This window comes from Streptomyces griseus (assembly GCF_900460065.1).
Classification (GTDB): Bacteria; Actinomycetota; Actinomycetes; order Streptomycetales; family Streptomycetaceae; genus Streptomyces; species Streptomyces griseus.
Window position 1 is genome coordinate 347,334 of record NZ_UAVD01000028.1, and the last position, 19,907, is coordinate 367,240.

The following is a 19,907-nucleotide window of genomic DNA, read 5'->3' on the forward strand; positions in this document are numbered from 1 at the left end:
CTCTCATGGGGGCCGGTGTTGCGGGCCGTCCCGATCGCCATGTAGAGATTCGCAAACCTCGGCGGCGGATACAACCCCTTCTGGAAAGTTTTTTTTGATTCCTCGGTGTCGACTAGGTCACAGCCGCACTTCTTAGGGGTGGGGGCCAGTCCAAACGTTCGAGTTAAAGGACTTTAGGCCCTTCCACTCACACAATCACACGCAGTGCACGGCGTACGCCTGTGAACGTCACGCTCGTACGCAGTCCCAGGTGGTCGCCGTCCATCTGGAAGGGCAGCGGAACCTTTGAATGCAAGGTGAAGTCCGTGAGGTCATGCCGTGAAACGGCGTGCTTGCCGCGCGGCCCCTTCTCGGGGCTCGAAGTGAGCAGCTGGGTGCCGTAGAGGGCCACCGCCGGAGTGGACAGACGCTTCAGCCCGAGGACGTCCAGCGCCGTGTCGAAGGAGGCCTTCGGCGAGGCGTAGACCGGGCGATTGCCCAGGTAGGTCCAGGGGGCGGTGTTGCAGACTATGGAGAGCGCGAGGTCGGTCACCGGCTCCTGGCCGGGCACCTCCAGCGTGATCTGCCCGTGTCTGCGGTGGGCCTCGTTCAGGAACTGCCGCACCACCTGGCGCACATACAGGGCATGGGTCGAACGCTTTCCGCCCTCGCGTTTCTGTTCGACCCGGCCGACGACTCCGGCGTCGAATCCGAGACCGGCGCAGAAAGTGAACCAGCGTTCGGGGACGGACTCGTCCTCCGTTCCCGGGGTGCCGGCCGCCAGTCCGAGCCCGACCGTGCGTTCGGTCCGGTTCTCCAGGGCGTCCAGGATCGCGCCGGTCGCCTCCACCGCGTCGTTCGGCAGCCCCAGGGCGCGCGCGAAGACGTTGGTGGATCCGCCGGGGACCACCGCGAGCTTCGGAAGGCGGTCCACGTCCGGGCCCCGGTGCAGCAGCCCGTTCACGACCTCGTTCACCGTGCCGTCGCCGCCGAGGGCCACCACCAGATCGATGTCGTCGCTGTCCGCGGCCCGCCGTCCCAGGTCCCGCGCGTGCCCCCGGTACTCGGTGGTCACCGCCTCCAGCTTCATCTCGCTGGCCAGCGCGTGGATGAGCACATCGCGGGTGCGGGCACTGGTGGTGGTAGCAGCTGGGTTGACCACGAGGAGTGCGCGCATGACCGCCAGCCTACCTACCGCGGTTCGGCGCCGTGGTCCCGGTTCGCTGCGCTCCGGGCCGGTGACGGAGCGTGACCGGGCGTCCCGGGCCGCGGGCCCGGACGGGGGGCCCTTCGCACACCCCGGCTTCACTTCCGGGCCCCCGGGATGCCAACCTGAAGGGCGTGAGCACTCAAGCGACCCCCTCCACTCCGTCGCCCGCCGCGGCGGAGCGCCCGGTCAGGATCACCGTTCTCGCCGGGGTCAACGCCCTCGAAGGCCTGGCGCTCGCCCTCGGCGGCGTCTACATGCTCGTCATGGGGCTGCTCGGGAAGCTGGAGAGCACCCAGCAGGCGGAGACGGTCGGGATCACGCTGGTCGCGCTCGGCGCGATCCCGCTGATCGCCGCCCGCGGACTGCTGCTGCTGCGCAGCTGGAGCCGGGGGCCCGCGCTGATCACCCAGATCATGGCGCTGCCGGTGGCCTGGACGCTGCTGCGCTCGCAGGGCGCGCTGATCCCCACCGGGATCGTCCTGGCGGCGGTCGCCGTCACCGGCCTCGTGCTCGTCCTCAACCCGGCGACCACCCGGATCCTGGGCATCCGCCGCGGGCCCGGGACGACCCCCGGGGCCTGAGCCGACGGGCGCCGCCCGGCTCGCCCGCTCCTCCCCGCCTACTCCTCGACGAGCAGCCGCTCGCGCAGCTGCGCGAGGGTGCGGGCCAGCAGCCGGGAGACGTGCATCTGCGAGATACCGACCTCCTGGGCGATCTGCGACTGGGTCATGTTCCCGAAGAAGCGCAGGAGCAGGATGCGCTTCTCGCGCGGCGGCAGGTCCTCCAGGAGCGGCTTGAGCGACTCCCGGTACTCCACGCCCTCCAGCGCCTCGTCCTCCGAGCCCAGCGTGTCCGCGACGGCCGGCGACTCGTCGTCCGTGTCCGGCACGTCCAGCGAGAGCGTGCTGTACGCGTTGGCCGACTCCAGGCCCTCCAGCACCTCCTCCTCGGAGATGCCCAGCCGCTCGGCCAGCTCGTGCACCGTCGGCGAGCGGCCGTGCTGCTGGGAGAGCTCCGCGGTGGCCGTGGTCAGCGACAGCCGCAGCTCCTGGAGGCGGCGCGGCACCCGCACCGCCCAGCCCTTGTCCCGGAAGTGGCGCTTGATCTCGCCGACCACCGTGGGGGTGGCGTACGTCGAGAACTCCACGCCCCGGTCCGGGTCGAACCGGTCCACGGACTTGATCAGCCCGATCGTGGCCACCTGGGTCAGGTCGTCCAGCGGCTCCCCGCGGTTGCGGAAGCGGCGGGCCAGGTGCTCCACCAGCGGCAGGTGCATCCGCACCAGTCTGTTGCGCAGCTCGGCCTTCTCGGCCGAACCGTCGGGCAGCTCCCGCAACTCGAAGAAGAGGGCCCGGGCCCCGCTGCGGTCGTGTGGATCGTGGTGCCCGTGCTCGCTCATCTGGCCCGCCCGCCCTGCCTGCGACTGCTGCTCCACCGCGACGTCGATGCTCTCGGCCCCGTCCGCTCCGTCCACCGGATGCGGCCGGGCCTGTTGCTCCGGGATGCCTGCCGGCCGCACCACCCCGGATCGGATCGTCTCGTCCCGCACAGGACCGTCCCCGTTCCCGTCGCTCACGCCGGCCCGGGGCCCGCGCCGCGCTGTTTGTAGAGGCTGATGCTGACCGTACGGTCGTCGGCGACCGTGGAGTCGACCTTGCCGGCCAGTGCGGAGAGCACCGTCCAGGCGAAGGTGTCGCGCTCGGGCGCCCGACCGTCGGTGGTGGGCGCCGACACCGTCACTTCGAGGGAGTCGTCGACGAGTCGGAAGACGCAGCTGAGGACGGAGCCCGGCACGGCCTGCTGGAGCAGGATCGCGCAGGCCTCGTCGACCGCGATGCGAAGATCCTCGATCTCGTCGAGAGTGAAGTCCAAACGCGCTGCGAGGCCGGCCGTGGCCGTTCGCAGCACCGACAGGTAGGCACCCGCAGCGGGCAGCCGGACTTCCACGAAGTCCTGATTCCCGGGCTCGCCTGCGATCTGGGACACCCTCACCTCCAAGGTGGCACAAACTCTTTCGAGGTTCCGGGAAGGGTGGCCCGGAGCCATGCGGTCCGTCGACGGTTCTTCGGCTCGGCGACGTTATCGGATCCATGATGCCGTGTCGTACGGACCCCATACCCCGACCATCACTCATGGTAAGCCCATGCGTACGCACAGTGGCTAGGGGGTCGCGGCGTCCAATTGCGAAGAACCGGCGCCGCATTGACGTACCCAGGCGTCAGACGATCGAACCGTCCTCGAAGCACCAGCGCCAGCTCTCACCCGGCTCGAAGCTCCGCATCACGGGATGACCGGTCGCCCGGAAGTGTCCGGTGGCGTGCCGCAGCGGCGACGAATCGCAGCAGCCGACGTGCCCGCAGGTCAGGCAGAGCCGCAGTTGCACGGGGTGGGTGCCCGCCTCCAGGCACTCGGGGCACGTCTCGCCGAGCGGCACGGGCTCGGGGCGTGGCAGATCCGCTACATGCGCACACTCGCTCATGATGGGCAGGTTACGACGGATCCGAGGACGGTGGGATGGACGCGCTGCCGCTGGTGGCCCTGGTCGCGGTCAGTGCGGCGGTCGCCGGCGCGGCCCGCCGCACCCCGGTGCCCGCCCCGCTCGTCCTGGTCGCCGCCGGGCTCGTGGCCGGTTATCTGCCCGGAGTGCCGACGTACCACCTGGACGCGCACGTGGTGCTGCCGCTGCTCCTTCCGCCCTTGCTCTACACGGCGGCCGTGGACAGCTCCTACCTGGATCTGCGGGCCAACGTCCGGCCGGTCGCCCTGCTCTCCGTGGGCTACACCCTCTTCGCGACCGTCGCGGTCGGCTGGCTGGCGTACCGGATCATCCCGGACCTGCCGCTGACCGCCGCACTGGTGCTGGGGGCGGTCGTCGCCCCGCCCGACGCCGTGACGGCCGCCGCCATCGCCCGCCGGGTCGGGCTGCCCTCCCGCGTGACCACGATCCTCCAGGGCGAGTCCCTGGTGAACGACGCCACGGCGATCACCGCGTTCAAGGTGGCGCTGGCCGCCGCGGTGGGGGAGGGGATGAGCTGGGGCGCCGGGATCGGCGAGTTCCTGCTGGCCGCGGTGGGCGGGGTCGGCGTCGGGCTGCTGCTGATGGTGCCGCTCCACTGGCTGCGCACCCACCTGAGGGAAGCGCTCCTCCAGAACACCCTCTCCCTCCTGATCCCCTTCGTGGCGTACGCCGCGGCCGAACGGGTGCACGCCTCCGGTGTGCTCGCCGTGGTCGTCGTCGCCCTCTATCTGGGCCACCGTTCCTGGCAGGTCGATTTCGCCACCCGTCTTCAGGAGGCGGCCGTCTGGAAGATGGTGGCGTTCGTCCTGGAGTCCGCGGTGTTCGCCCTGATCGGGCTCCAGCTGCCGTTCGTCCTGAAGGGGCTCGGCTCGTTCGGCGTGTGGGAGGCCACCGGTTACGCGGCCATCGTGTTCCTGGCCGTCGTCGTGGTCCGCTTCGTCTGGGTCTACCCGGCCACCTATCTGCCCCGGTGGCTCTCGCGCCGCGTCCGGGAACGCGAACCGGGCACCGACTGGACCGCCCCGCTCATCGTGGGCTGGGCCGGGATGCGCGGGGTCGTCTCGCTGGCCGTCGCCTTCTCCGTACCGCTGGTCACGCACGACGGCGAACCCTTCCCGGCCCGCAGCCTGGTGCTGTTCCTGACCTTCACCACCGTCATCGGCACGCTGGTGATCCAGGGCCTCACCCTGCCCGTCCTCGTGCGCGTGCTGAAGCTGCCGGGCCCCGACCCGCAGACCGTCACGCTCATCGAGGCGCAGGCCCAGAGCGAGGCCTCCGAGGTCGCCGAGGCCCGCCTGGACCGACTGCTCGCCGACCCGCGCAACAGCCTGCCGCCACCGCTGGCGGACCGGCTGCGCAGCGTGCTGGAACGCCGCCGCAACGCCGTGTGGGAGCGGCTGGGCGCCGCCGACCCGGTCACCGGGGAGTCGGCGGACGACACCTACCGGCGGCTGTCGCGGGAGATGATCGAGGCCGAGCGCGAGGTCTTCGTCCGGCTCCGGGACGAGCGGCGGATCGACGACGAGATGATGCGCACGCTGCTGCGCCGGCTGGACCTGGAGGAGGCGGCGGCCTACCGGGAGACGGACGATTCCTGAAGCGGCGCGTCCGGGGCGCCGGTGATCACGGCGGCCAGCCGGGTGCCCGGCGCGAACGCCCCCTCCTCGGCCAGTGCGGTCAGCGCGAACAGCAGCTTGGCGACATAGACGCGCTCCACGGGCAGCCCGTGCCGGTCCTCGAAGCCGTCGGTGAAGGCGGCCAGTTCCGGGGTCGTACGGGCGTAACCGCCGAACGTGAAGCGCTCCTCCAGCGACCAGTCCCCGGCCGGGCCGTCGAACGCCTCGCGCTGGAGCCGCGCCACCTCCTCGCCCAGGAAGCCGCCGCCGACCACCGGCACGCCCAGCGCCCGCTGCCCGGGATCCAGCCCGGCCGCGAGCCCGGCCAGGGTGCCGCCGGTCCCACAGGCCACGGCCGCCACATCGACCTCTCCGGCCACCTCGCGCCCCAGCGCCGTACAGCCCTGTGCGGCCAGGGCGTTGCTGCCGCCCTCCGGGAGGACCACCACGTCCCCGAACAGCCCCAGCAGCCCCTCCAGGACCTCGGAGGAGGCCTTCGCCCGGTACGTCGTACGGTCCACGAAGTGCAGCCGCATGCCGTCGGCCGCACACCGGGCGAGCGACGGGTTGAGCGGCCGGCGCGCCAGCTCGTCACCGCGGACGACGCCGACGGTGGGAAACCCCAGCAGCCGCCCGGCCGCCGCGGTGGCCCGGAGGTGGTTGGAGTACGCGCCGCCGAACGTCAGCACGGTGCGTCCGGCGGCGGCCTCCAGGTTGAGGGCGAGTTTGCGCCACTTGTTGCCCGGCAGATCGGGGTGGATCAGGTCGTCCCGCTTCAGGAACAGCCGCACCCCGTGGCGCGCGAAGCGTTCGTCGCGGACCTCCTGCAAGGGGGAGGGGAGGCGGGGCCGGAGTGCGCGGGAGAGGTCTGCGGACGGGGTCACCCTCCCCATTGTCGCCTCTCCCGTCGCCCTCCTGGGGCGTGCTGGTTCGTCGTGGGCCGGTCAGGAAGAGGCCAGCCAGAGGTCCGGGCCGAACACCTCGTAGTGGACGTCGGCCGGCCGTACGCCCGCCTCCAGCAGCTGGGCCCTGACGGCCCGCATGAAGGGGAGCGGGCCGCACAGATAGGCGTGCGTCCCCGGTCGTACGGTGATGTCCGCCAGGTCCACGAGGCCGGTGCGGTTCGCCGGGTGGGCGGCGTCCGGGGTCTCGTACCAGAAGTGCGCCTCGGCCTCCGGGAGCTTCTCCGTCAGGCGGACGTGGTCGGCGCGCAGGGCGTGGCCGGCCGGTGAGCGGTCGCCGTGCACGACGGTGACCGGGCCGCTGTGGCCCTCCTGGGCGAGGTGTTCCAGCATCGACAGCATGGGGGTGCAGCCGATGCCCGCCGAGGCCAGCAGCAGGGGCGCGTCCAGGTGGTCGAGCACCAGGTCCCCGTAGGGGACGGAGACGCGCAGCGGATCGCCCGCGCGGGTGTGCTCGTGCAGGTGCCGGGAGACCTCGCCGTCGGGCGAGCCCTCGCCGCGCACGCGCTTCACGGTGATCGACCGCAGCCGGGAGCCGGGGGCGCTGGAGAGGCTGTACTGGCGTATCTGGCGGGCGCCGTCCGGGAGTTCGACCTGTACGGAGACGTACTGGCCGGGCCGGAAGGCGGGCGTGGGCGTGTCCCCGGCGGGGCGCAGCAGGAAGGTGGCGACGTCCTCGGTCTCCTCGACCCGGGCGGTCACCTCCCAGGTGTGCCACACATCGCCGGCCAGGACGCCCTGCTGTGCGTAGAGGCGCTCCTCGACGGCGATCAGGGAGCCCGCCATCAGCCAGTAGACCTCGTCCCAGGCGGCGGCGACCTCCGGGGTGACCGCGTCGCCCAGGACCTCGGCGATGGCCGCGAACAGGTGGGTGTGCACCACCTCGTACTGCTCCGGGGTCACCCCGAGCGAGGCGTGTTTGTGGGCGATCCGGTCCAGCATCACGTCCGGCCGGGTGCCGGGCCGCTCGACCAGCTGGGTCGCGAAGGCGGCGATGGAGCCCGCGAGCGCCCGACGCTGGTCGCCTGAGGCCTGGTTGCCCCGGTTGAACAGGTCCCGCAGCAGCTCGGGGTGGGCGGCGAAAAGCTTCTCGTAGAAGAGGTCGGCGATGTCCCCGATGGCCGCGCCGACGGCGGGGAGGGTGGCGCGGACAGTGGCGGTGGACCGGGCGGAGAGCATGGAAGGGGGCTCCTCGGGGTGGGGTGTACTGCCGGACGGTAATTGGTATGTGTGATGCTTATTTTCGGGCGTGCGGCGCCCCGTGGTGGGGTGGATGTGTTTCGCGCGTCCGGGGCGGGGTGCGGCGGCGGCTCAGTCGGGCGGCGGGCCGCTGCCGATGCCCAGCAGTAGGGGGCCGGTGGGGGAGGCGACGAGGTCGGTGACGGTGATCGGGTCCAGGGCCGCGTAGAAGGCCTCCTGGGCCCCGCGCAGGGCTCCGCGCAGCCGGCAGGCGGAACGGAGCGGGCAGGGGGTGTCGCCCTCGCACTCGACGACCTCCTCCGGTCCCTCCAGCTCCCGCACCAGCGAGCCGATCGGCGTGGAGCGGCCGGCCGGGGTCAGGGTGAGTCCGCCGCCCCGGCCGCGGCGGGCGTCGAGGAGGCCGAGGTGCTGGAGCCTGGCGACGACCTTCGCGGTGTGCGTGTACGGCACCCGCATGGTGGCGGCCACCTCGCGGGTGGTCGGCGGCTCCCGGCCGTCCGCGACCGCCAGTCGCATGAGGACGCGGAGCGCCACGTCGGTGAATCTCGTCAGCCGCATGGGTCCACCGTAGATAAGTTGCATCCTTGATGCAACTTAAGTGGTCCGCCGGGCGACGAGGGGCAACGTGCCCCGACCGAAGGCGGATTAGTCGCACTCTTTTGTGTAATGGCGACCCGATCCTCCTGCTGAAAGGCTTTTGCACGCAGGTCAGCCCAAGATCGAAAGGACGTCAGATGTCCGTTGGTGAAGAGGTTCGCGACACGCAGACGCCACCGCAGCAGAGTCTGGGCACGGCGGCTGCGCGGAACCTCGCGACGACCACCAAATCCGCGCCGCAGATGCAGGAGATCACCTCGCGGTGGCTGCTGAAGACGCTGCCGTGGGTGCAGGTACAGGGCGGTACGTACCGGGTGAACCGTCGGCTCAGCTATGCGGTCGGCGACGGCCGGGTGACCTTCGTCCAGACCGGGGACCGGGTCTCGGTCATCCCCGCGGAGCTGGGGGAGCTGCCCGCCCTGCGGACGTTCGGCGACGAGGAGGTGCTCGCCGAGCTCGCCCGCAGGTGCGAGCAGCGGGACGTGGCCGCGGGCGAGGTGCTCGCCTCCTCGGGGGACGCGGCGGACCGGGTCTTCCTGCTGGCGCACGGCAAGGTGGCGAAGGTCGGATCGGGCCCCTACGGGGACGAGACGGAGCTCGGGGTCCTCGCCGACGGCGCGTACTTCGGCGACCGGAGCCTGATCGACGGCGACGCCGTCTGGGAGTACACCGCCCGGGCGGTCACCCCGTGCACGCTGCTCACCCTGAGCCGTGCCGACGTGTACAGCCTCGCGGAGCGCGCGGCACCGCTGAGGGACCATCTCGCCGGTCAGCTCTCCATCCCGCAGCAGCGGACCAACCCCTACGGCGAGGCGGCGATCGACCTCTCCGCCGGCCACGTGGGGGAGGCGGTCGTCCCGCACACCTTCGTCGACTACGAAGCGGCGCCGCGCGCGTACGAACTGAGCATCGCCCAGACGGTGCTGAAGGTGCACAGCAGGGTCGCCGACCTCTACAACCAGCCGATGAACCAGACCGAGCAGCAGCTGCGGCTCACGGTCGAGGCGCTGCGCGAGCGCCAGGAGCACGAGCTGATCAACCACAGGGAGTTCGGACTGCTCAACAACTGCGACTACGGGCAGCGGATCCAGCCGCACGACGGGGCGCCCACCCCGGACGACATGGACGAACTGCTCTCGCGCCGCCGCGGATCCAAGCTGTTCCTCGCCCACCCGAAGGCCATCGCCGCCTTCGGCCGCGAGTGCAACCGCCGCGGCCTGGTCCCGGAGAGCGTCGACGTCGGCGGCCACCACGTGCAGGCCTGGCGCGGGGTGCCGATCTTCCCGTCCGACAAGATCCCCGTCTCCGACGCCCGCACCACCTCCATCATCTGCATGCGGACCGGAGAGGCCGAGCAGGGGGTCATCGGCCTCCAGCAGACCGGTATCCCCGACGAGATCGAGCCGAGTCTCTCGGTCCGTTTCATGGGGATCGACGAGCAGGCGATCATCTCCTACCTCGTGACGGCGTACTACTCCGCCGCGGTCCTGGTGCCGGACGCCCTCGGAGTGCTGGAGAACGTCGAGGTCGGCCGTCGGCACTGACCCGGTTCACCCCGGGGGCCGGGCGGCAGCCGCCGGCCCGGCCCCCGGATCCGCACCCCACCGCCTCGCCCAGGGAGTGACCGTGACCATGACCAGTACGGACGCAGCGACGGAAGGGCACGAGGCCGCGGCGCTCCTGGAGCGCACCCGTGCCGCCGTCGACCCGCATCTACGAACGGCCGTGGAGTCGCTGCCCGGCGGCATACGCCGCGTCGCGATGTACCACTTCGGCTGGGAGAACGCCGACGGAACCCCGGCCGCGGGCCAGGCGGGCAAGGCCATCAGGCCGGCCCTGGTGCTGGCCGCGGCCAGTGCGCTGGGCGGCGATCCCGAACGCGCCGTCCGGGCCGCCGTCGCCGTGGAGCTCGCCCACAACTTCACCCTGCTCCACGACGACGTCATCGACGAGGACACCACCCGCAGACACCGGCCCACCGCCTGGGCGGTCTTCGGCATCCCGGACGCCATCATCACCGGTGACGCCATGCTCGCCCTGGCCCAGCGGCTGCTGGCCGAGGACCCGCACCCGGCCGCCGCCCGCGCGGTCGCCCGCCTCTCCTCCTGCATCATCGAGCTGTGCGCGGGCCAGCAGGCGGACTGCGCCTTCGAGGAGCGCGGCCCCGAGGAGGTCACGCTCGACGAGTGCCTCACCATGGCCACCGCCAAGACCGGCGCGCTCCTTGGCTGCGCCTGTTCGCTCGGAGCCCTCTACGCCGGTGCGGAGGACCGGGCGGTCCGCGCGATGGACGGGTTCGGGCGGGAGGCCGGCCTCTCGTTCCAGCTCATCGACGACCTGATCGGCATCTGGGGCGACCCGGACCGCACCGGCAAGCCCGTCGGGGCCGACCTGGCCGCCCACAAGAAGTCCCTGCCCGTGGTCGCCGCTCTCACCTCGGGCACCCCGGCCGCGGCCGAGCTGGCCGCGCTCTACCGGGGGCCCATGGCCACCGCCGGGGAGGTGAGCCGGGCGGCCGACGCGGTGGACCGGGCCGGCGGCCGGGACTGGGCCCAGGTCTCCGCGGCCGACCGGATGGCCCGCGCGGTCCACCACCTCTCCCGGGCGGTCCCCGACCCGAGCGCGGCCGGCGATCTGCTGGCCCTGGCCGAATTCGTCACCCGCAGGACCAGCTGACCCACCACGTGCGACCGGCGCCCTTCCGTCAACTCTAGTATTCCGGAGGTGGGTTGAGTCAGAACGGCACGGAGGGGCGGCAGCCGGTCATGGGATTGCGGATTCAGCGGGCGGAGCAGCGCGACCGGGAGCTGGTCGTCTCGGTCATGGAGGAGGCCTTCCACCGCGACCCGGTCAGCGGTTGGGTGTTCCCCGACGAGGCGCACCGGCGCGCGGTCCACGGCAGGTTCCTCGGCGTCTTCGTCGACATCGCCCTCGCCGAGGGCCGGATCGACATCGCCGAGGACGGGGCCGCGGTGGCGCTCTGGCTCCCGGTGCCCGCCGGGGCCCCCGAGGGGGAGGACCCCACGCCCGCCCTGATGCGGCGGACCGCCGACCCCGACAACGAGCGGTGCGAACTGGTGGGCAGGCTCACCGGAGCGGTCCACCCGCACGACCGCGCCCACGCCTACCTGCTGATGATCGGCGTCACCCCCGACCGTCAGGGGGAGGGCATCGGCGCGGAGCTGATCGGGACGGAGCTGGAGCGCTGCGACCGGGAAGGGCTGCCGGCCTATCTGGAGGCGAGCAGCGCCCGGAGCAGGGCGCTGTACGAGCGGCTCGGCTTCCGTTTCCTCGGGCACGCCGTCGACCTGCCGGACGGCCCGCCAATGTACCCCATGTGGCGCGAACCCCAAGGGGGTTGAACCCGGAGGGTGGTACGGAAGCCGGTCGGCGCAGGGGCTACAGTCCCTGCTCATGACAGATGAGTCGTGGGCCGGCTGGTACCGGGACAACAAGGGTTCCGACGCCGTCGTTCTCACCACGGACGGGCGGCAGCTCCGGATCCGGATCAGAGGGGTCGACTTCGAGGGCGATAGCTTCGACGACCTGGGGCCGGTCGCCGGCATGCCGCCGGAGAGCGGGATGTTCGCCCTCGCGGACGGTGCGCTCACCGACTGCGTACTGGAGTGGGATCTGCCGCTGCCCGTGCTCGTCGGGGGCACGCTCCGGCACGCCACGCTCAGCTGCCTGCTCTCCCTGCGCCGGGTCGACCCGGACCTCCACCTCGCGCTCCACCTGGACGGCGCGGTGTACGAATCGGCCCGCGCCGAGCGCGACTTCAACGCCGCCCTGACGGCCGTCCAGCGCGTCCTCCCGGACGGCGTCCGGATCCAGACCTGTATCGCCTGCGCCTTCTCCGACTACTTCCCGGCCCCCGGCCGGGGCTTCTCGGGCGGGCTCGCCTGTTTCCGGGGGGCCAAGGACGCCTATCGGGGCTCGGCGGGCGAGGACGACGTGCTGGACCTGTGGGACCAGCGCTCCGGGTTCGTCCAGGAGGTCTGGAGCTGCCGCGAGTTCGAGGTGCGCCCGGCCGACGGGGCGGGCACCGGCCATCGGGGAGCCTTCCCGCTGGAACTCGCCTGACCTGGCGGCCGCCCGCAGCCGCGTCCGTAACCGGCTCCGCCCCGTTCCGCGTCCGCCCCGTGCCGTGCCCGGTACGGGGCGGACGTGCGTCACCCCGTTGCTCACACCTCATTGTTCTACTAGCATGCGAACAACGGAGGTTTTCCATGACAAGCAAGAACCTTGGCCGCGCAACTCTCGCGGCCCTGCCCTTTGTCCTCGCTCTCCTCGCCGAACTCGCCGTCCACATGACCGTCAAGGACCGGCTGCCCGCGCGGCTGGCCGTCCACTTCGAGGCCGGCGGCACCGCCGACGGCTACATGGGCGTCGGGGCCCATCTCCTCTACACCGCCACATCGCTGCTCGTGCTCGGCGCGCTGTGGGCCTTCATCGGGGTCAACGGCAAGCTCTACGGCCGTTCCCACCGGTGGTTCATCGGCGGGGGCTTCGCCGTCGCCGCGTTCCTCGGCTACCTCTTGACCGCCGTCCTGTTCGTCAACGTGGACGCCCCCGAGGGCGGGCCGGTGGACGGCTTCCCGCTCCGGCACATCGTCGTGGCCCTCGGGGCGGCCGTCCTCGCCGGAGCCCTCGGCCTGGCCGCGTCCCGGCTCGTCCCCGCACCCGAGGACCCCCGCGACCGGGACCCGGCGAGCCGGGACCGGATCGTGCTCGCCGACGGGGAGGTGGCCGGCTGGGCGCGCGGGATCGGCGCGTGGTGGGTGCCGGTCGCCGTGCTGGTGCTCCTGGCGGCCGGCGTCACCGTCGGCCTGGCGCAGAACTGGTTCATCGGGGGCCCGCTCCTCCTCCTCGGCCTGGTGGCGGGCACCTTCTGTCGCCCCCACGTCACCGTGGACCGGCGGGGCCTCACCGTCTCCGGCCTGCTGCCCCGGCCCCGGGTGCGGGTGCCGCTGGAGCGGATGGCGGGGGCGGACAGCCGCGCCGTCAACGCGCTGGCGGAGTACGGCGGCTGGGGCTATCGCATCCGCCCCGAGCGCAGCGGGGTCATCACCCGCTCGGGCGAGGCCATCGTCGTCAGCCTGACGAGCGGCCGCGAGTTCGCCGTCACCGTCGACGACTCGGCCACCGGCGCGGCCCTGCTCAACACGCTGCTCGACCGGCAGCGGACGGGGCGCTGACCATGCTGTTCCGGGTCGATCCGACCTCAACCGTTCCGCTCGGCGACCAGATCGCCGCCTCGGTCCGCCGCGCGGTCGCCGAGGGCGCGGTGGCCCCGGGCGAGCGGCTGCCCGCCGCCCGGGTGCTCGCCGAATCCCTCGGCGTGAACGTCCACACGGTGCTGCGCGGCTACCAACGGCTCCGCGAGGAAGGGCTCATCGAGCTGCGCCGCGGCCGGGGTGCGGCCATCACCGCGGGCGCTTCGCCGCAGCGGGCCCGGCTGCTGGAGCACGTCCGCGAAGCCGTCGCGGACGCCCGGGACCTCGGCATGACCGAGGACGAACTGCTGGCCCTCGTCCGCGGCGAGCTCAACGCCTGACCCGCGCGCGGGCGTGGAGGGGCGCGCACGGGTACGGAGGGGTGCGCGGCCCGGCAGGCCACGGGCGCGGACCGCGCAGAGGACCGTTCCGCCCGCGGAACGGTCCTCTGTCGTGTGGGGGGTGCCGGCCGGTCCCGGGACACGGGACCGGCCGTCCTCCGCCGGACTGCCGGTGCGTACCGGTGTCAGGAGGCGGAGCGGGCGAGCGCGGCCAGGCCGTTCTGCCACAGCTGGTTCACCCGGGCCCGCTCGTTGGCGTCCGGCTGTGAGTTGGTGCAGGACGGGCCGGGGCCGCCACCGGACATCAACTCGCTGCACGGACCGGAGTAGTTGTCCGGCAGCCCGAGCACGTGCCCGGTCTCGTGCGTGGTGACCCGGGTCGAGTCGTACTGCTGGTTCTGGGCGTAGTCCAGGAAGATGTATCCGCGACCGTGCCCGTCGGTGCTCGCGTAGGAGCCGCGGGGGTCGTTGCCCTCGCGGTACGTGAAGTCCGCGCCGGAGCCCTCCTGGAGCTGGACGTTGGAGACCGAGCTGTTCCAGATCCGCGTGCTGTTGGCTATCTCGCCGCTGAAGGACGGCGCGCCCGACGCGTCGTAGGTGACCGTGACGGCCTTGATGCCCGGGTTGGCGGCGCGCTTCTCGGCGACGGACTTCATGACCGCGTCGAGGAAGGCGCGGTTGGCGGCGGCGTTCTCGCCCGAACCGTTGTACGCGGCGACGGTGGTGGAGGAGGGGGCGGCAGGTGCCGGAGCGGCAGCGACGACGGGTGCGGTGCCCAGAGCGGCGACGAGGCCGAGCCCGGCGGCGGCGGTGGCGACAGCGGTCCTGAGGTGTCTCATGGGGGGATTTCTCCTACCTGTCCGATCGAACCCGCGCCGTGGGGGTGTCCGCTGGGCGGACAAGGCGTGGGGCGGTACGGGGAAGAGTGTGGTGCAGCACACAGTCACCGGGGATGATGTCGAACGGCGATAGCGCCGCCCTATCGCCGCCGGGCGGCTTCTCTCTGCGCACGTCAGCGGCCCGTGGGCATGCCATGTGCACGCCACCGGCACGGCATCGTCACATGTCTGTGGGCCCAACACTCCCTGAATTGCCGCCGTTTGGCCGGGTTGCGACGTCTGGTGCGGGGCGTGCGGCAGTCATAGTCTCCGCTGCATGGAGCTGGAGGTGAGGCACCTCAGGGCGCTCTGCGCCATCGCCGACGCCGGCAGCCTGCATCAGGCGGCCCGGCGCCTCGGCGTGAGCCAGCCCTCCCTGACCACCCAGCTCCGGCGGATCGAGAACGTGCTCGGCGCCGAACTGTTCCGCCGCGAACGGACCGGCTGCCGGCCGACCTCCCTGGGGCGGGCCGTCCTCAGCCGGGCACGGCCCCTCGTGGACGGCATGAACGACCTGGTCGCCGAGGCGCTGGCGGAGGCCGAGGCCGCCCGGCCGAGCGGATCCCGGCTGCGCATCGGCTCCACCGCCAGCCGGGTCATCGGCGGCTGGCTGCGCCGGCTGCGGGTCGCCCTGCCCGGCACCGACATCTCGCTGAGGGTCGACGTCTCCGCCCACGCGCTGCTGCGCTCGGTCGAGGAGGGCCGCCTGGACGTCGCCTTCGTGCACGAGGTGGAGGGCTCCCCGCTCGCCGTGCCGGAGCGCCTGGAGCAGCGCGTCCTCGTGGAACGGGAACCGCAGTTCATCTCGCTCTCCCGCGACCACCCCGCGGCCCGCCGTCGAGTGGTGGAGCTCGGGGACCTGGCGGGCGACCCGTGGATGGTCGATCCGACGGTGGACGGCGAGTGGGACGGGGTGCGCCGGGTGCTCGGCGCCGCCGGGCTCAATCCGCCGGTCCTGCACGGCGACTACCTCACCGCCGCCTCGCTGGTCGTGCTCGGCGAGGCCGTCGCACCCTGCCAGCCGACGTCGGGACCGCGCGACGACATGGTGATCCGCCCCCTGCTGGGGGACCCGCTCGCGGTGCGGCTGCTGCTGGTCTCCCGGCCGGGGACGGACATCGCCGTGGTGTACGCGCAGTTGGAGGACGCCTACCGGGACGCGGCGCGACGGGCCAGCGGCTACCACGAGTGGCTGCTGCGCCACCGCTCCCCGCTGGCCCGCACGCCCTGACCCGCTGCCCGCTCGCGCCGGCGGCGCCCCGCGGGCCGGAGCCCCGGCCCCCGGCTCCGGCTTCGGCCCCCGGACCCGCCCCGGACTCTCGGCGACGGAAGGTTCCCCGTTCTGCTGACAGCGTGCCCGGGTTCCCCCGCCGCCCGCGGGTGGGCAGAGTCGCTCCATGAGGCTTCTGATGCTGGGCGGTACGGAGTTCGTCGGACGGGCGGTCACCGATGCCGCGCTCGCGCGGGGTTGGGACGTCACGGTGTTCCACCGGGGGCGCCACGCGCCCCCGCCCGGCGCGCGGACGCTGACCGGGGACCGGACCGCGGGCGAGCGCGGACTCGCGGCACTCGCGGAGAGCGTGCGGGACTGGGACCTGGTCGTCGACACCTGGAGCGGCGCGCCCGCCGCCGTCCGTGACGCCGCCCGTCTGCTGTCCGGCCGGGCCGGGCACTTCAGTTACGTCTCCAGCCGCTCGGTCTACGCCCACCCGGCCGCCCCGGGGCTCGACGAGGACGGCCCGCTGGTGGCCGGCGCCTCGCCCGACGACGGCGCGGGCGTGCCGTACGACCGGGCCAAGCGCGGCGGTGAGCTGGCCGCCCTCGACGCCTTCGGGGACCGGGCCCTGCTGGCGAGGGCCGGCCTGATCATCGGCCCCGGCGAGAACATCGGCCGGCTGCCCTGGTGGCTGTCGCGGATCGCCCGGGGCGGACCGGTGATCGCTCCCGGGCGGCCCGGGACCGAGCTCCAGTACATCGACGCCCGCGACCTGGCGGCCTGGATCCTGGACGCGGCGGCGGGCGGGCTGCACGGCGCGTACAACACCGTCAGCCGCCCCGGCCACACGACCACGGGAGAGCTGTTGGAGTCCTGTGTACGCGTCACCGGGTCCGACGCCGAGCTGCGCTGGACCGAACCGGAGGTCCTGCTGGCCGCCGGGGTCGAGCCCTGGACCGACCTGCCGATCTGGCTCCCGCCGGGGGAGCTGTACGACACGCTCCACCGGGGCGACTCCACCAGGGCGTACGCGGCGGGACTGCGCTGCCGCCCGGCCGCGGAGACCGTCGCGGACACCTGGACCTGGCTGCGCGGCCTCGGTGGCGTGGCGCCCCGGCGCCCCGACCGCCCGGCCGTCGGCCTCGATCCCCGGCTGGAGGCGAAGCTGCTGGCTCTCTGACGCCCCGCCCAGCTGCACGTTTTCCGCCGAAGAAACCCCCTATAGGCCTATACAAAGGGACAAAGGCGGCGTGTCATACAAACTGACAAAGTGTTAACCATGCATATTGCGCGGCATGGAACAGAAGGCGCGCAGGCGCGGCAACGCAATCCGGGCAGCAGTGACAGTGGCCACGGCCGCGGCGATGGTGGGCGTGCTGGCCCCGGCCGCGGGTGCCGATCCGCTGCCGGGCGGACTGGGACCCTGCCTCGGCAGCTCATGCCCGCCCAGCTGGAACGACCCCAACAACGGCCCGGTCACCAACTTCGACAGCAACATCAACGTCTACGTCGGCGGGGACTTCCTGGTCCGGGAGGCGGCGGCCGAGGCGGAGGGGAAGGTCGTCACCCTCGGCCGGTTCGACATGGACAAGCGGGACGGGGTCTCGCAGATCTACAACGTCGGTATCGCGGGCGTCGGTTCGCGGGTGCCGCCGCCGGACGGCTCCGACTACCTGACGGCGGGCGGCGACGTGACCATCGCCGACGGCGAGCGCCTGCTCGCCGAGGAGGGCACGCACTCCGGCCGCGTCGCGTACGCCGGTGACCTCACGGGCACGGTGGAGCCCGCCACCGCCCCGCGCTTCGACGAGGACGCGGCCGCCCCGTACACCGGGCTGCGCCCGCAGCTCACCGAGGCGAGCCGGTGCTACGCGTACGACGGCGACGAGCACCGGGAGGCGACGGGCACCTGGGTGAAGACCGGTGACGTCATGACGTTCACCGGTGACGGCTCCTCCGCGATCCAGATCTTCGACGTGGACGCCGACCTGGAGTCGGAGGCGGGCGGCAACACGGGGTTCGTCTTCAACGGCATCCCGGAGGGCGCGACCGTCCTCGTCAACGTCTACGGCTCCACCCGCAGCGTCGCCTCGTTCGCGGGCGCGCTCCCCAACGAGGGCCTCCGCGAGAACCTGCTGTGGAACTTCCCGGACGCCACCGACCTGACCATGAGCGGCCCGGCCCAGTTCGACGGCAGCGTGCTGGTGGGCCAGCCGACGAGCACCACCGTGCTCAGCATGAGCGGCACCAACGGGCGTTTCTACACGGCGGGTTCGCTCACCCACACCTCGTCGGGCGCCTCGGGCGGCCAGGAGATCCACGCGTACCCCTTCGACGGCGACCTCCCGTCCTGCTCGCCGGAGCCGACGCCGACCCCGACGGAGCCCACGCCGACCCCGACTCCCACCGAGCCCACGCCGACTCCCACGGAGCCGACCCCGACGCCGACGGAGCCGACGCCGACTCCCACGGAGCCGACGCCGACGCCGACGGAGCCGACGCCGACTCCCACGGAGCCGACGCCGACGCCGACGGAGCCCACCCCGACGCCGACGGAGCCGACCCCGACTCCCACCGAGCCCACGCCGACGCCGACGGAGCCGACCCCGACTCCCACCGAGCCCACTCCCACCCCCACCGAGCCCACGCCGACGCCGACGGAGCCGACCCCGACTCCCACCGAGCCCACGCCGACCCCCACCGAGCCCACCCCGACCCCCACCGGGCACACGCCGCACCCCACGCACTCGCCGAGCCACCCGGGTGAGCTGCCCGACACCGGTTCCCGGGGCGGCGAATGGATCATCGGATCCATCGCGGCAGCGCTGGTCGCCGCAGGCGGCACCGTGCTCGTGGCCACGCGCAGGGCTCGTCGCCGCACCTTCTAGCGGGCGCGGAGCACCGACCGTTAGCGTGGTTCGATGACCGAGCCGCTGCTGCACCTCGCCGAAGCACCTCACTGGGAGGCGGCCCGCGGGACAGGGACGTACGAGATGTCCACCCGCGGGCGCACCCTCCAGGAGGAGGGCTTCATCCACCTCTCGCTGCCCCACCAACTCCCCGGGGTGGCCCGGATGCTGTACGGGGACGACGGCCGGGACCTCGTGGTCCTGGTCGTCGACCCCGCCCGCCTCGCCGACCCCGTCCGGTACGAGGCGATGAAGCCCGGCGGCGAGGAGTTCCCGCACCTGTACGGACCGCTCCCGGTGAGCGCCGTCGTGGAGGTGCGGTCCTGGGACGGAGGACGACGAGAGGAAGACGAACCCCAGTGATCGGCCCCCTCATCGCGGTGACCGGAGCGACCGGAGCCGTCGGCGGCCGGGTCGCCCGACGGCTGGCCCGGACCGGCGTACCCGTACGGCTCCTCGGCCGCGACCCCGACCGGCTGCCCGACCTGCCCGGCGCCGACCACGCGCCCGCCGCCCGCTACGGCGACGCACAGGCCATGCGCCGGGCCCTCGACGGGGCCCACACCCTGTTCCTGGTCTCCGCCCACGAGAGCCCCTACCGGGTCCGCGAGCACACCACCGCGGTCGACGCCGCCGTGGCGGTGGGCGTGGAGCGGATCGTGTACGTGTCCTTCCAGGGTGCCGCGCCCGACGCCACGTTCACCTTCGCCCGCGACCACTGGGACACCGAGGCCCACATCCGCACGGCCGAGGTGCGCCACACCTTCCTGCGCGACAACTGGTATCTGGCCGGGCTGCCCGCGATGGCCGGGACCGACGGCGTGCTCCGCGGGCCCGGCGGCGACGGGCGGGTGGCGGCCGTCGCCCACGAGGACATCGCCGACGCGGCGGCGGCCGTGCTGCTGGACGAGGGCACGGACCACGACGACCGGGTCTACGACCTCACCGGCCCCGAGGCGTTCACCCTCGCCGAGGCGGCCGACGAACTGAGCCGGGTCACCGGGCGGCCCGTCGTCTACGTCCCCGAGACCCGCGAGGAGGCCTACGCCTCCCGGGCCGGCTACGGGGCGGAGGACTGGGAGGTGGCCGGCTGGGTCACCTCGTACGAGGCCATCGCCAACGGGGAGCTGTCCGCCGTCTCCGACGCGGTGCCCGCGCTCACCGGCCACCCGGCCAAGAGCTTCGCGCAGTTCCTGGTGGAGAACCCGGACAGCTACCGCCACCTGCTGGCGGGCGGCTGACCGGGAGGCCCCGCACGGGCGCGG

Annotated in this window: 21 protein-coding genes; 13 read left to right on the top strand and 8 right to left on the bottom strand. The window is 72.9% G+C overall.

All coding sequences use genetic code 11. The annotated features are described in order from the left end of the window. Nucleotides 1-187: 187 nt before the first annotated feature. Nucleotides 188-1,156: a diacylglycerol/lipid kinase family protein gene (locus DTB53_RS19325; protein ID WP_003966378.1), complete on the bottom strand. Its 969-nt coding sequence runs from the start codon at nucleotides 1,154-1,156 to the stop codon at nucleotides 188-190. A 164-nt stretch (nucleotides 1,157-1,320) separates the two neighbouring features. Between DTB53_RS19325 and DTB53_RS19330 the strand changes: the two genes are divergently transcribed. Then, a complete protein-coding gene (locus DTB53_RS19330; RefSeq protein WP_003966377.1) occupies nucleotides 1,321-1,770 on the top strand; it encodes a hypothetical protein in 450 nt (149 codons plus the stop codon). 38 nt (nucleotides 1,771-1,808) lie between these two features. Here the strand turns inward: DTB53_RS19330 and DTB53_RS19335 are convergent, their stop codons facing one another. The 3 genes from DTB53_RS19335 to DTB53_RS19345 all read right to left on the bottom strand — a co-directional run bounded on the left by DTB53_RS19335 (nucleotide 1,809) and on the right by DTB53_RS19345 (nucleotide 3,668). After that, nucleotides 1,809-2,765, bottom strand: coding sequence for an RNA polymerase sigma factor SigF (locus DTB53_RS19335; protein ID WP_003966376.1), 957 nt, complete (start codon nucleotides 2,763-2,765; stop codon nucleotides 1,809-1,811). After that, on the bottom strand, nucleotides 2,762-3,175 hold the full coding sequence (locus DTB53_RS19340) for an ATP-binding protein (protein WP_003966375.1): 414 nt from the start codon (nucleotides 3,173-3,175) through the stop codon (nucleotides 2,762-2,764). The genes DTB53_RS19335 and DTB53_RS19340 overlap by 4 nt, the downstream gene beginning before the upstream one ends. Before the next feature lie 232 nt (nucleotides 3,176-3,407). Continuing rightward, nucleotides 3,408-3,668, bottom strand: coding sequence for a UBP-type zinc finger domain-containing protein (locus DTB53_RS19345; RefSeq protein WP_003966374.1), 261 nt, complete (start codon nucleotides 3,666-3,668; stop codon nucleotides 3,408-3,410). Nucleotides 3,669-3,703: 35 nt separating this feature from the next. On the opposite strand from DTB53_RS19345, the gene DTB53_RS19350 reads away from it, so the two are divergent. Then, nucleotides 3,704-5,305: a Na+/H+ antiporter gene (locus tag DTB53_RS19350; protein ID WP_003966372.1), complete on the top strand. Its 1,602-nt coding sequence runs from the start codon at nucleotides 3,704-3,706 to the stop codon at nucleotides 5,303-5,305. Here DTB53_RS19350 and DTB53_RS19355 read toward each other — a convergent pair. From DTB53_RS19355 to DTB53_RS19365, 3 genes are all read right to left on the bottom strand, one after another. Next, nucleotides 5,281-6,216, bottom strand: coding sequence for a 1-aminocyclopropane-1-carboxylate deaminase/D-cysteine desulfhydrase (locus DTB53_RS19355; RefSeq protein WP_012379092.1), 936 nt, complete (start codon nucleotides 6,214-6,216; stop codon nucleotides 5,281-5,283). The genes DTB53_RS19350 and DTB53_RS19355 overlap by 25 nt on opposite strands. A gap of 51 nt (nucleotides 6,217-6,267) precedes the next feature. After that, nucleotides 6,268-7,464, bottom strand: a complete 1,197-nt coding sequence (locus DTB53_RS19360; protein WP_012379091.1) for a globin domain-containing protein — start codon at nucleotides 7,462-7,464, stop codon at nucleotides 6,268-6,270. A gap of 132 nt (nucleotides 7,465-7,596) precedes the next feature. Then, nucleotides 7,597-8,043: an RrF2 family transcriptional regulator gene (locus DTB53_RS19365; RefSeq protein WP_030702831.1), complete on the bottom strand. Its 447-nt coding sequence runs from the start codon at nucleotides 8,041-8,043 to the stop codon at nucleotides 7,597-7,599. A gap of 176 nt (nucleotides 8,044-8,219) precedes the next feature. Here DTB53_RS19365 and DTB53_RS19370 point away from each other — a divergent pair, with 176 nt between their 5' ends. The 6 genes from DTB53_RS19370 (at nucleotide 8,220) to DTB53_RS19395 (ending at nucleotide 13,639) form a co-directional block, all read left to right on the top strand. Next, the gene (locus tag DTB53_RS19370) at nucleotides 8,220-9,626 is read left to right on the top strand and encodes a family 2B encapsulin nanocompartment shell protein (protein WP_003966367.1); all 1,407 of its coding nucleotides are present in this window, start codon (nucleotides 8,220-8,222) and stop codon (nucleotides 9,624-9,626) included. Nucleotides 9,627-9,714: 88 nt separating this feature from the next. Further along, a complete protein-coding gene (locus DTB53_RS19375; protein WP_012379089.1) occupies nucleotides 9,715-10,758 on the top strand; it encodes a family 2 encapsulin nanocompartment cargo protein polyprenyl transferase in 1,044 nt (347 codons plus the stop codon). A gap of 89 nt (nucleotides 10,759-10,847) precedes the next feature. Next, nucleotides 10,848-11,444: a GNAT family N-acetyltransferase gene (locus DTB53_RS19380; protein WP_012379088.1), complete on the top strand. Its 597-nt coding sequence runs from the start codon at nucleotides 10,848-10,850 to the stop codon at nucleotides 11,442-11,444. Between the two features lie 52 nt (nucleotides 11,445-11,496). Further along, nucleotides 11,497-12,165, top strand: a complete 669-nt coding sequence (locus DTB53_RS19385; RefSeq protein WP_012379087.1) for a DUF6304 family protein — start codon at nucleotides 11,497-11,499, stop codon at nucleotides 12,163-12,165. A 146-nt stretch (nucleotides 12,166-12,311) separates the two neighbouring features. Further along, complete coding sequence (locus DTB53_RS19390) at nucleotides 12,312-13,280, top strand: SdpI family protein (RefSeq protein ID WP_030702823.1); 969 nt, start codon at nucleotides 12,312-12,314, stop codon at nucleotides 13,278-13,280. Nucleotides 13,281-13,282: 2 nt separating this feature from the next. Then, entirely contained in the window at nucleotides 13,283-13,639 is a 357-nt protein-coding gene (locus DTB53_RS19395) for a GntR family transcriptional regulator (protein ID WP_012379085.1), read from the top strand. Nucleotides 13,640-13,824: 185 nt separating this feature from the next. Here DTB53_RS19395 and snpA read toward each other — a convergent pair whose 3' ends face one another. Continuing rightward, nucleotides 13,825-14,478 carry a snapalysin gene (snpA, locus tag DTB53_RS19400; protein WP_012379084.1) on the bottom strand — a complete coding sequence of 218 codons (654 nt, stop codon included), beginning with the start codon at nucleotides 14,476-14,478 and terminating at the stop codon, nucleotides 13,825-13,827. 316 nt (nucleotides 14,479-14,794) lie between these two features. Between snpA and DTB53_RS19405 the strand changes: the two genes are divergently transcribed. From DTB53_RS19405 to DTB53_RS19425, 5 genes are all read left to right on the top strand, one after another. Further along, nucleotides 14,795-15,748, top strand: a complete 954-nt coding sequence (locus tag DTB53_RS19405) for a LysR family transcriptional regulator (RefSeq protein ID WP_012379083.1) — start codon at nucleotides 14,795-14,797, stop codon at nucleotides 15,746-15,748. A 166-nt stretch (nucleotides 15,749-15,914) separates the two neighbouring features. Beyond that, nucleotides 15,915-16,913, top strand: coding sequence for an NAD-dependent epimerase/dehydratase family protein (locus DTB53_RS19410; protein WP_012379082.1), 999 nt, complete (start codon nucleotides 15,915-15,917; stop codon nucleotides 16,911-16,913). A 115-nt stretch (nucleotides 16,914-17,028) separates the two neighbouring features. Continuing rightward, nucleotides 17,029-18,621: a choice-of-anchor A family protein gene (locus DTB53_RS19415; protein ID WP_202549300.1), complete on the top strand. Its 1,593-nt coding sequence runs from the start codon at nucleotides 17,029-17,031 to the stop codon at nucleotides 18,619-18,621. Between the two features lie 33 nt (nucleotides 18,622-18,654). Continuing rightward, the gene (locus DTB53_RS19420) at nucleotides 18,655-19,005 is read left to right on the top strand and encodes a DUF952 domain-containing protein (RefSeq protein ID WP_003966354.1); all 351 of its coding nucleotides are present in this window, start codon (nucleotides 18,655-18,657) and stop codon (nucleotides 19,003-19,005) included. Continuing rightward, nucleotides 19,002-19,883 (top strand): NAD(P)H-binding protein, encoded by an 882-nt coding sequence (locus tag DTB53_RS19425; RefSeq protein WP_030702815.1) that lies wholly within the window; start codon nucleotides 19,002-19,004, stop codon nucleotides 19,881-19,883. Before DTB53_RS19420 ends, DTB53_RS19425 begins: the two co-directional genes overlap by 4 nt. Nucleotides 19,884-19,907 lie beyond the last annotated feature (24 nt).

What these genes read in the sequence shown, in the direction of transcription:
- DTB53_RS19325 (WP_003966378.1), bottom strand. Translation starts at nt 1,156, where the DNA reads ATGCGCGCACTCCTCGTGGTCAACCCAGCTGCTACCACCACCAGTGCC.
- DTB53_RS19345 (WP_003966374.1), bottom strand. Translation starts at nt 3,668, where the DNA reads ATGAGCGAGTGTGCGCATGTAGCGGATCTGCCACGCCCCGAGCCCGTG.
- DTB53_RS19350 (WP_003966372.1), top strand. Translation starts at nt 3,704, where the DNA reads ATGGACGCGCTGCCGCTGGTGGCCCTGGTCGCGGTCAGTGCGGCGGTC.
- DTB53_RS19355 (WP_012379092.1), bottom strand. Translation starts at nt 6,216, where the DNA reads ATGGGGAGGGTGACCCCGTCCGCAGACCTCTCCCGCGCACTCCGGCCC.
- DTB53_RS19360 (WP_012379091.1), bottom strand. Translation starts at nt 7,464, where the DNA reads ATGCTCTCCGCCCGGTCCACCGCCACTGTCCGCGCCACCCTCCCCGCC.
- DTB53_RS19365 (WP_030702831.1), bottom strand. Translation starts at nt 8,043, where the DNA reads ATGCGGCTGACGAGATTCACCGACGTGGCGCTCCGCGTCCTCATGCGA.
- DTB53_RS19370 (WP_003966367.1), top strand. Translation starts at nt 8,220, where the DNA reads ATGTCCGTTGGTGAAGAGGTTCGCGACACGCAGACGCCACCGCAGCAG.
- DTB53_RS19375 (WP_012379089.1), top strand. Translation starts at nt 9,715, where the DNA reads ATGACCAGTACGGACGCAGCGACGGAAGGGCACGAGGCCGCGGCGCTC.
- DTB53_RS19380 (WP_012379088.1), top strand. Translation starts at nt 10,848, where the DNA reads ATGGGATTGCGGATTCAGCGGGCGGAGCAGCGCGACCGGGAGCTGGTC.
- DTB53_RS19385 (WP_012379087.1), top strand. Translation starts at nt 11,497, where the DNA reads ATGACAGATGAGTCGTGGGCCGGCTGGTACCGGGACAACAAGGGTTCC.
- DTB53_RS19390 (WP_030702823.1), top strand. Translation starts at nt 12,312, where the DNA reads ATGACAAGCAAGAACCTTGGCCGCGCAACTCTCGCGGCCCTGCCCTTT.
- DTB53_RS19395 (WP_012379085.1), top strand. Translation starts at nt 13,283, where the DNA reads ATGCTGTTCCGGGTCGATCCGACCTCAACCGTTCCGCTCGGCGACCAG.
- snpA (WP_012379084.1), bottom strand. Translation starts at nt 14,478, where the DNA reads ATGAGACACCTCAGGACCGCTGTCGCCACCGCCGCCGCCGGGCTCGGC.
- DTB53_RS19405 (WP_012379083.1), top strand. Translation starts at nt 14,795, where the DNA reads ATGGAGCTGGAGGTGAGGCACCTCAGGGCGCTCTGCGCCATCGCCGAC.
- DTB53_RS19410 (WP_012379082.1), top strand. Translation starts at nt 15,915, where the DNA reads ATGAGGCTTCTGATGCTGGGCGGTACGGAGTTCGTCGGACGGGCGGTC.
- DTB53_RS19415 (WP_202549300.1), top strand. Translation starts at nt 17,029, where the DNA reads ATGGAACAGAAGGCGCGCAGGCGCGGCAACGCAATCCGGGCAGCAGTG.
- DTB53_RS19420 (WP_003966354.1), top strand. Translation starts at nt 18,655, where the DNA reads ATGACCGAGCCGCTGCTGCACCTCGCCGAAGCACCTCACTGGGAGGCG.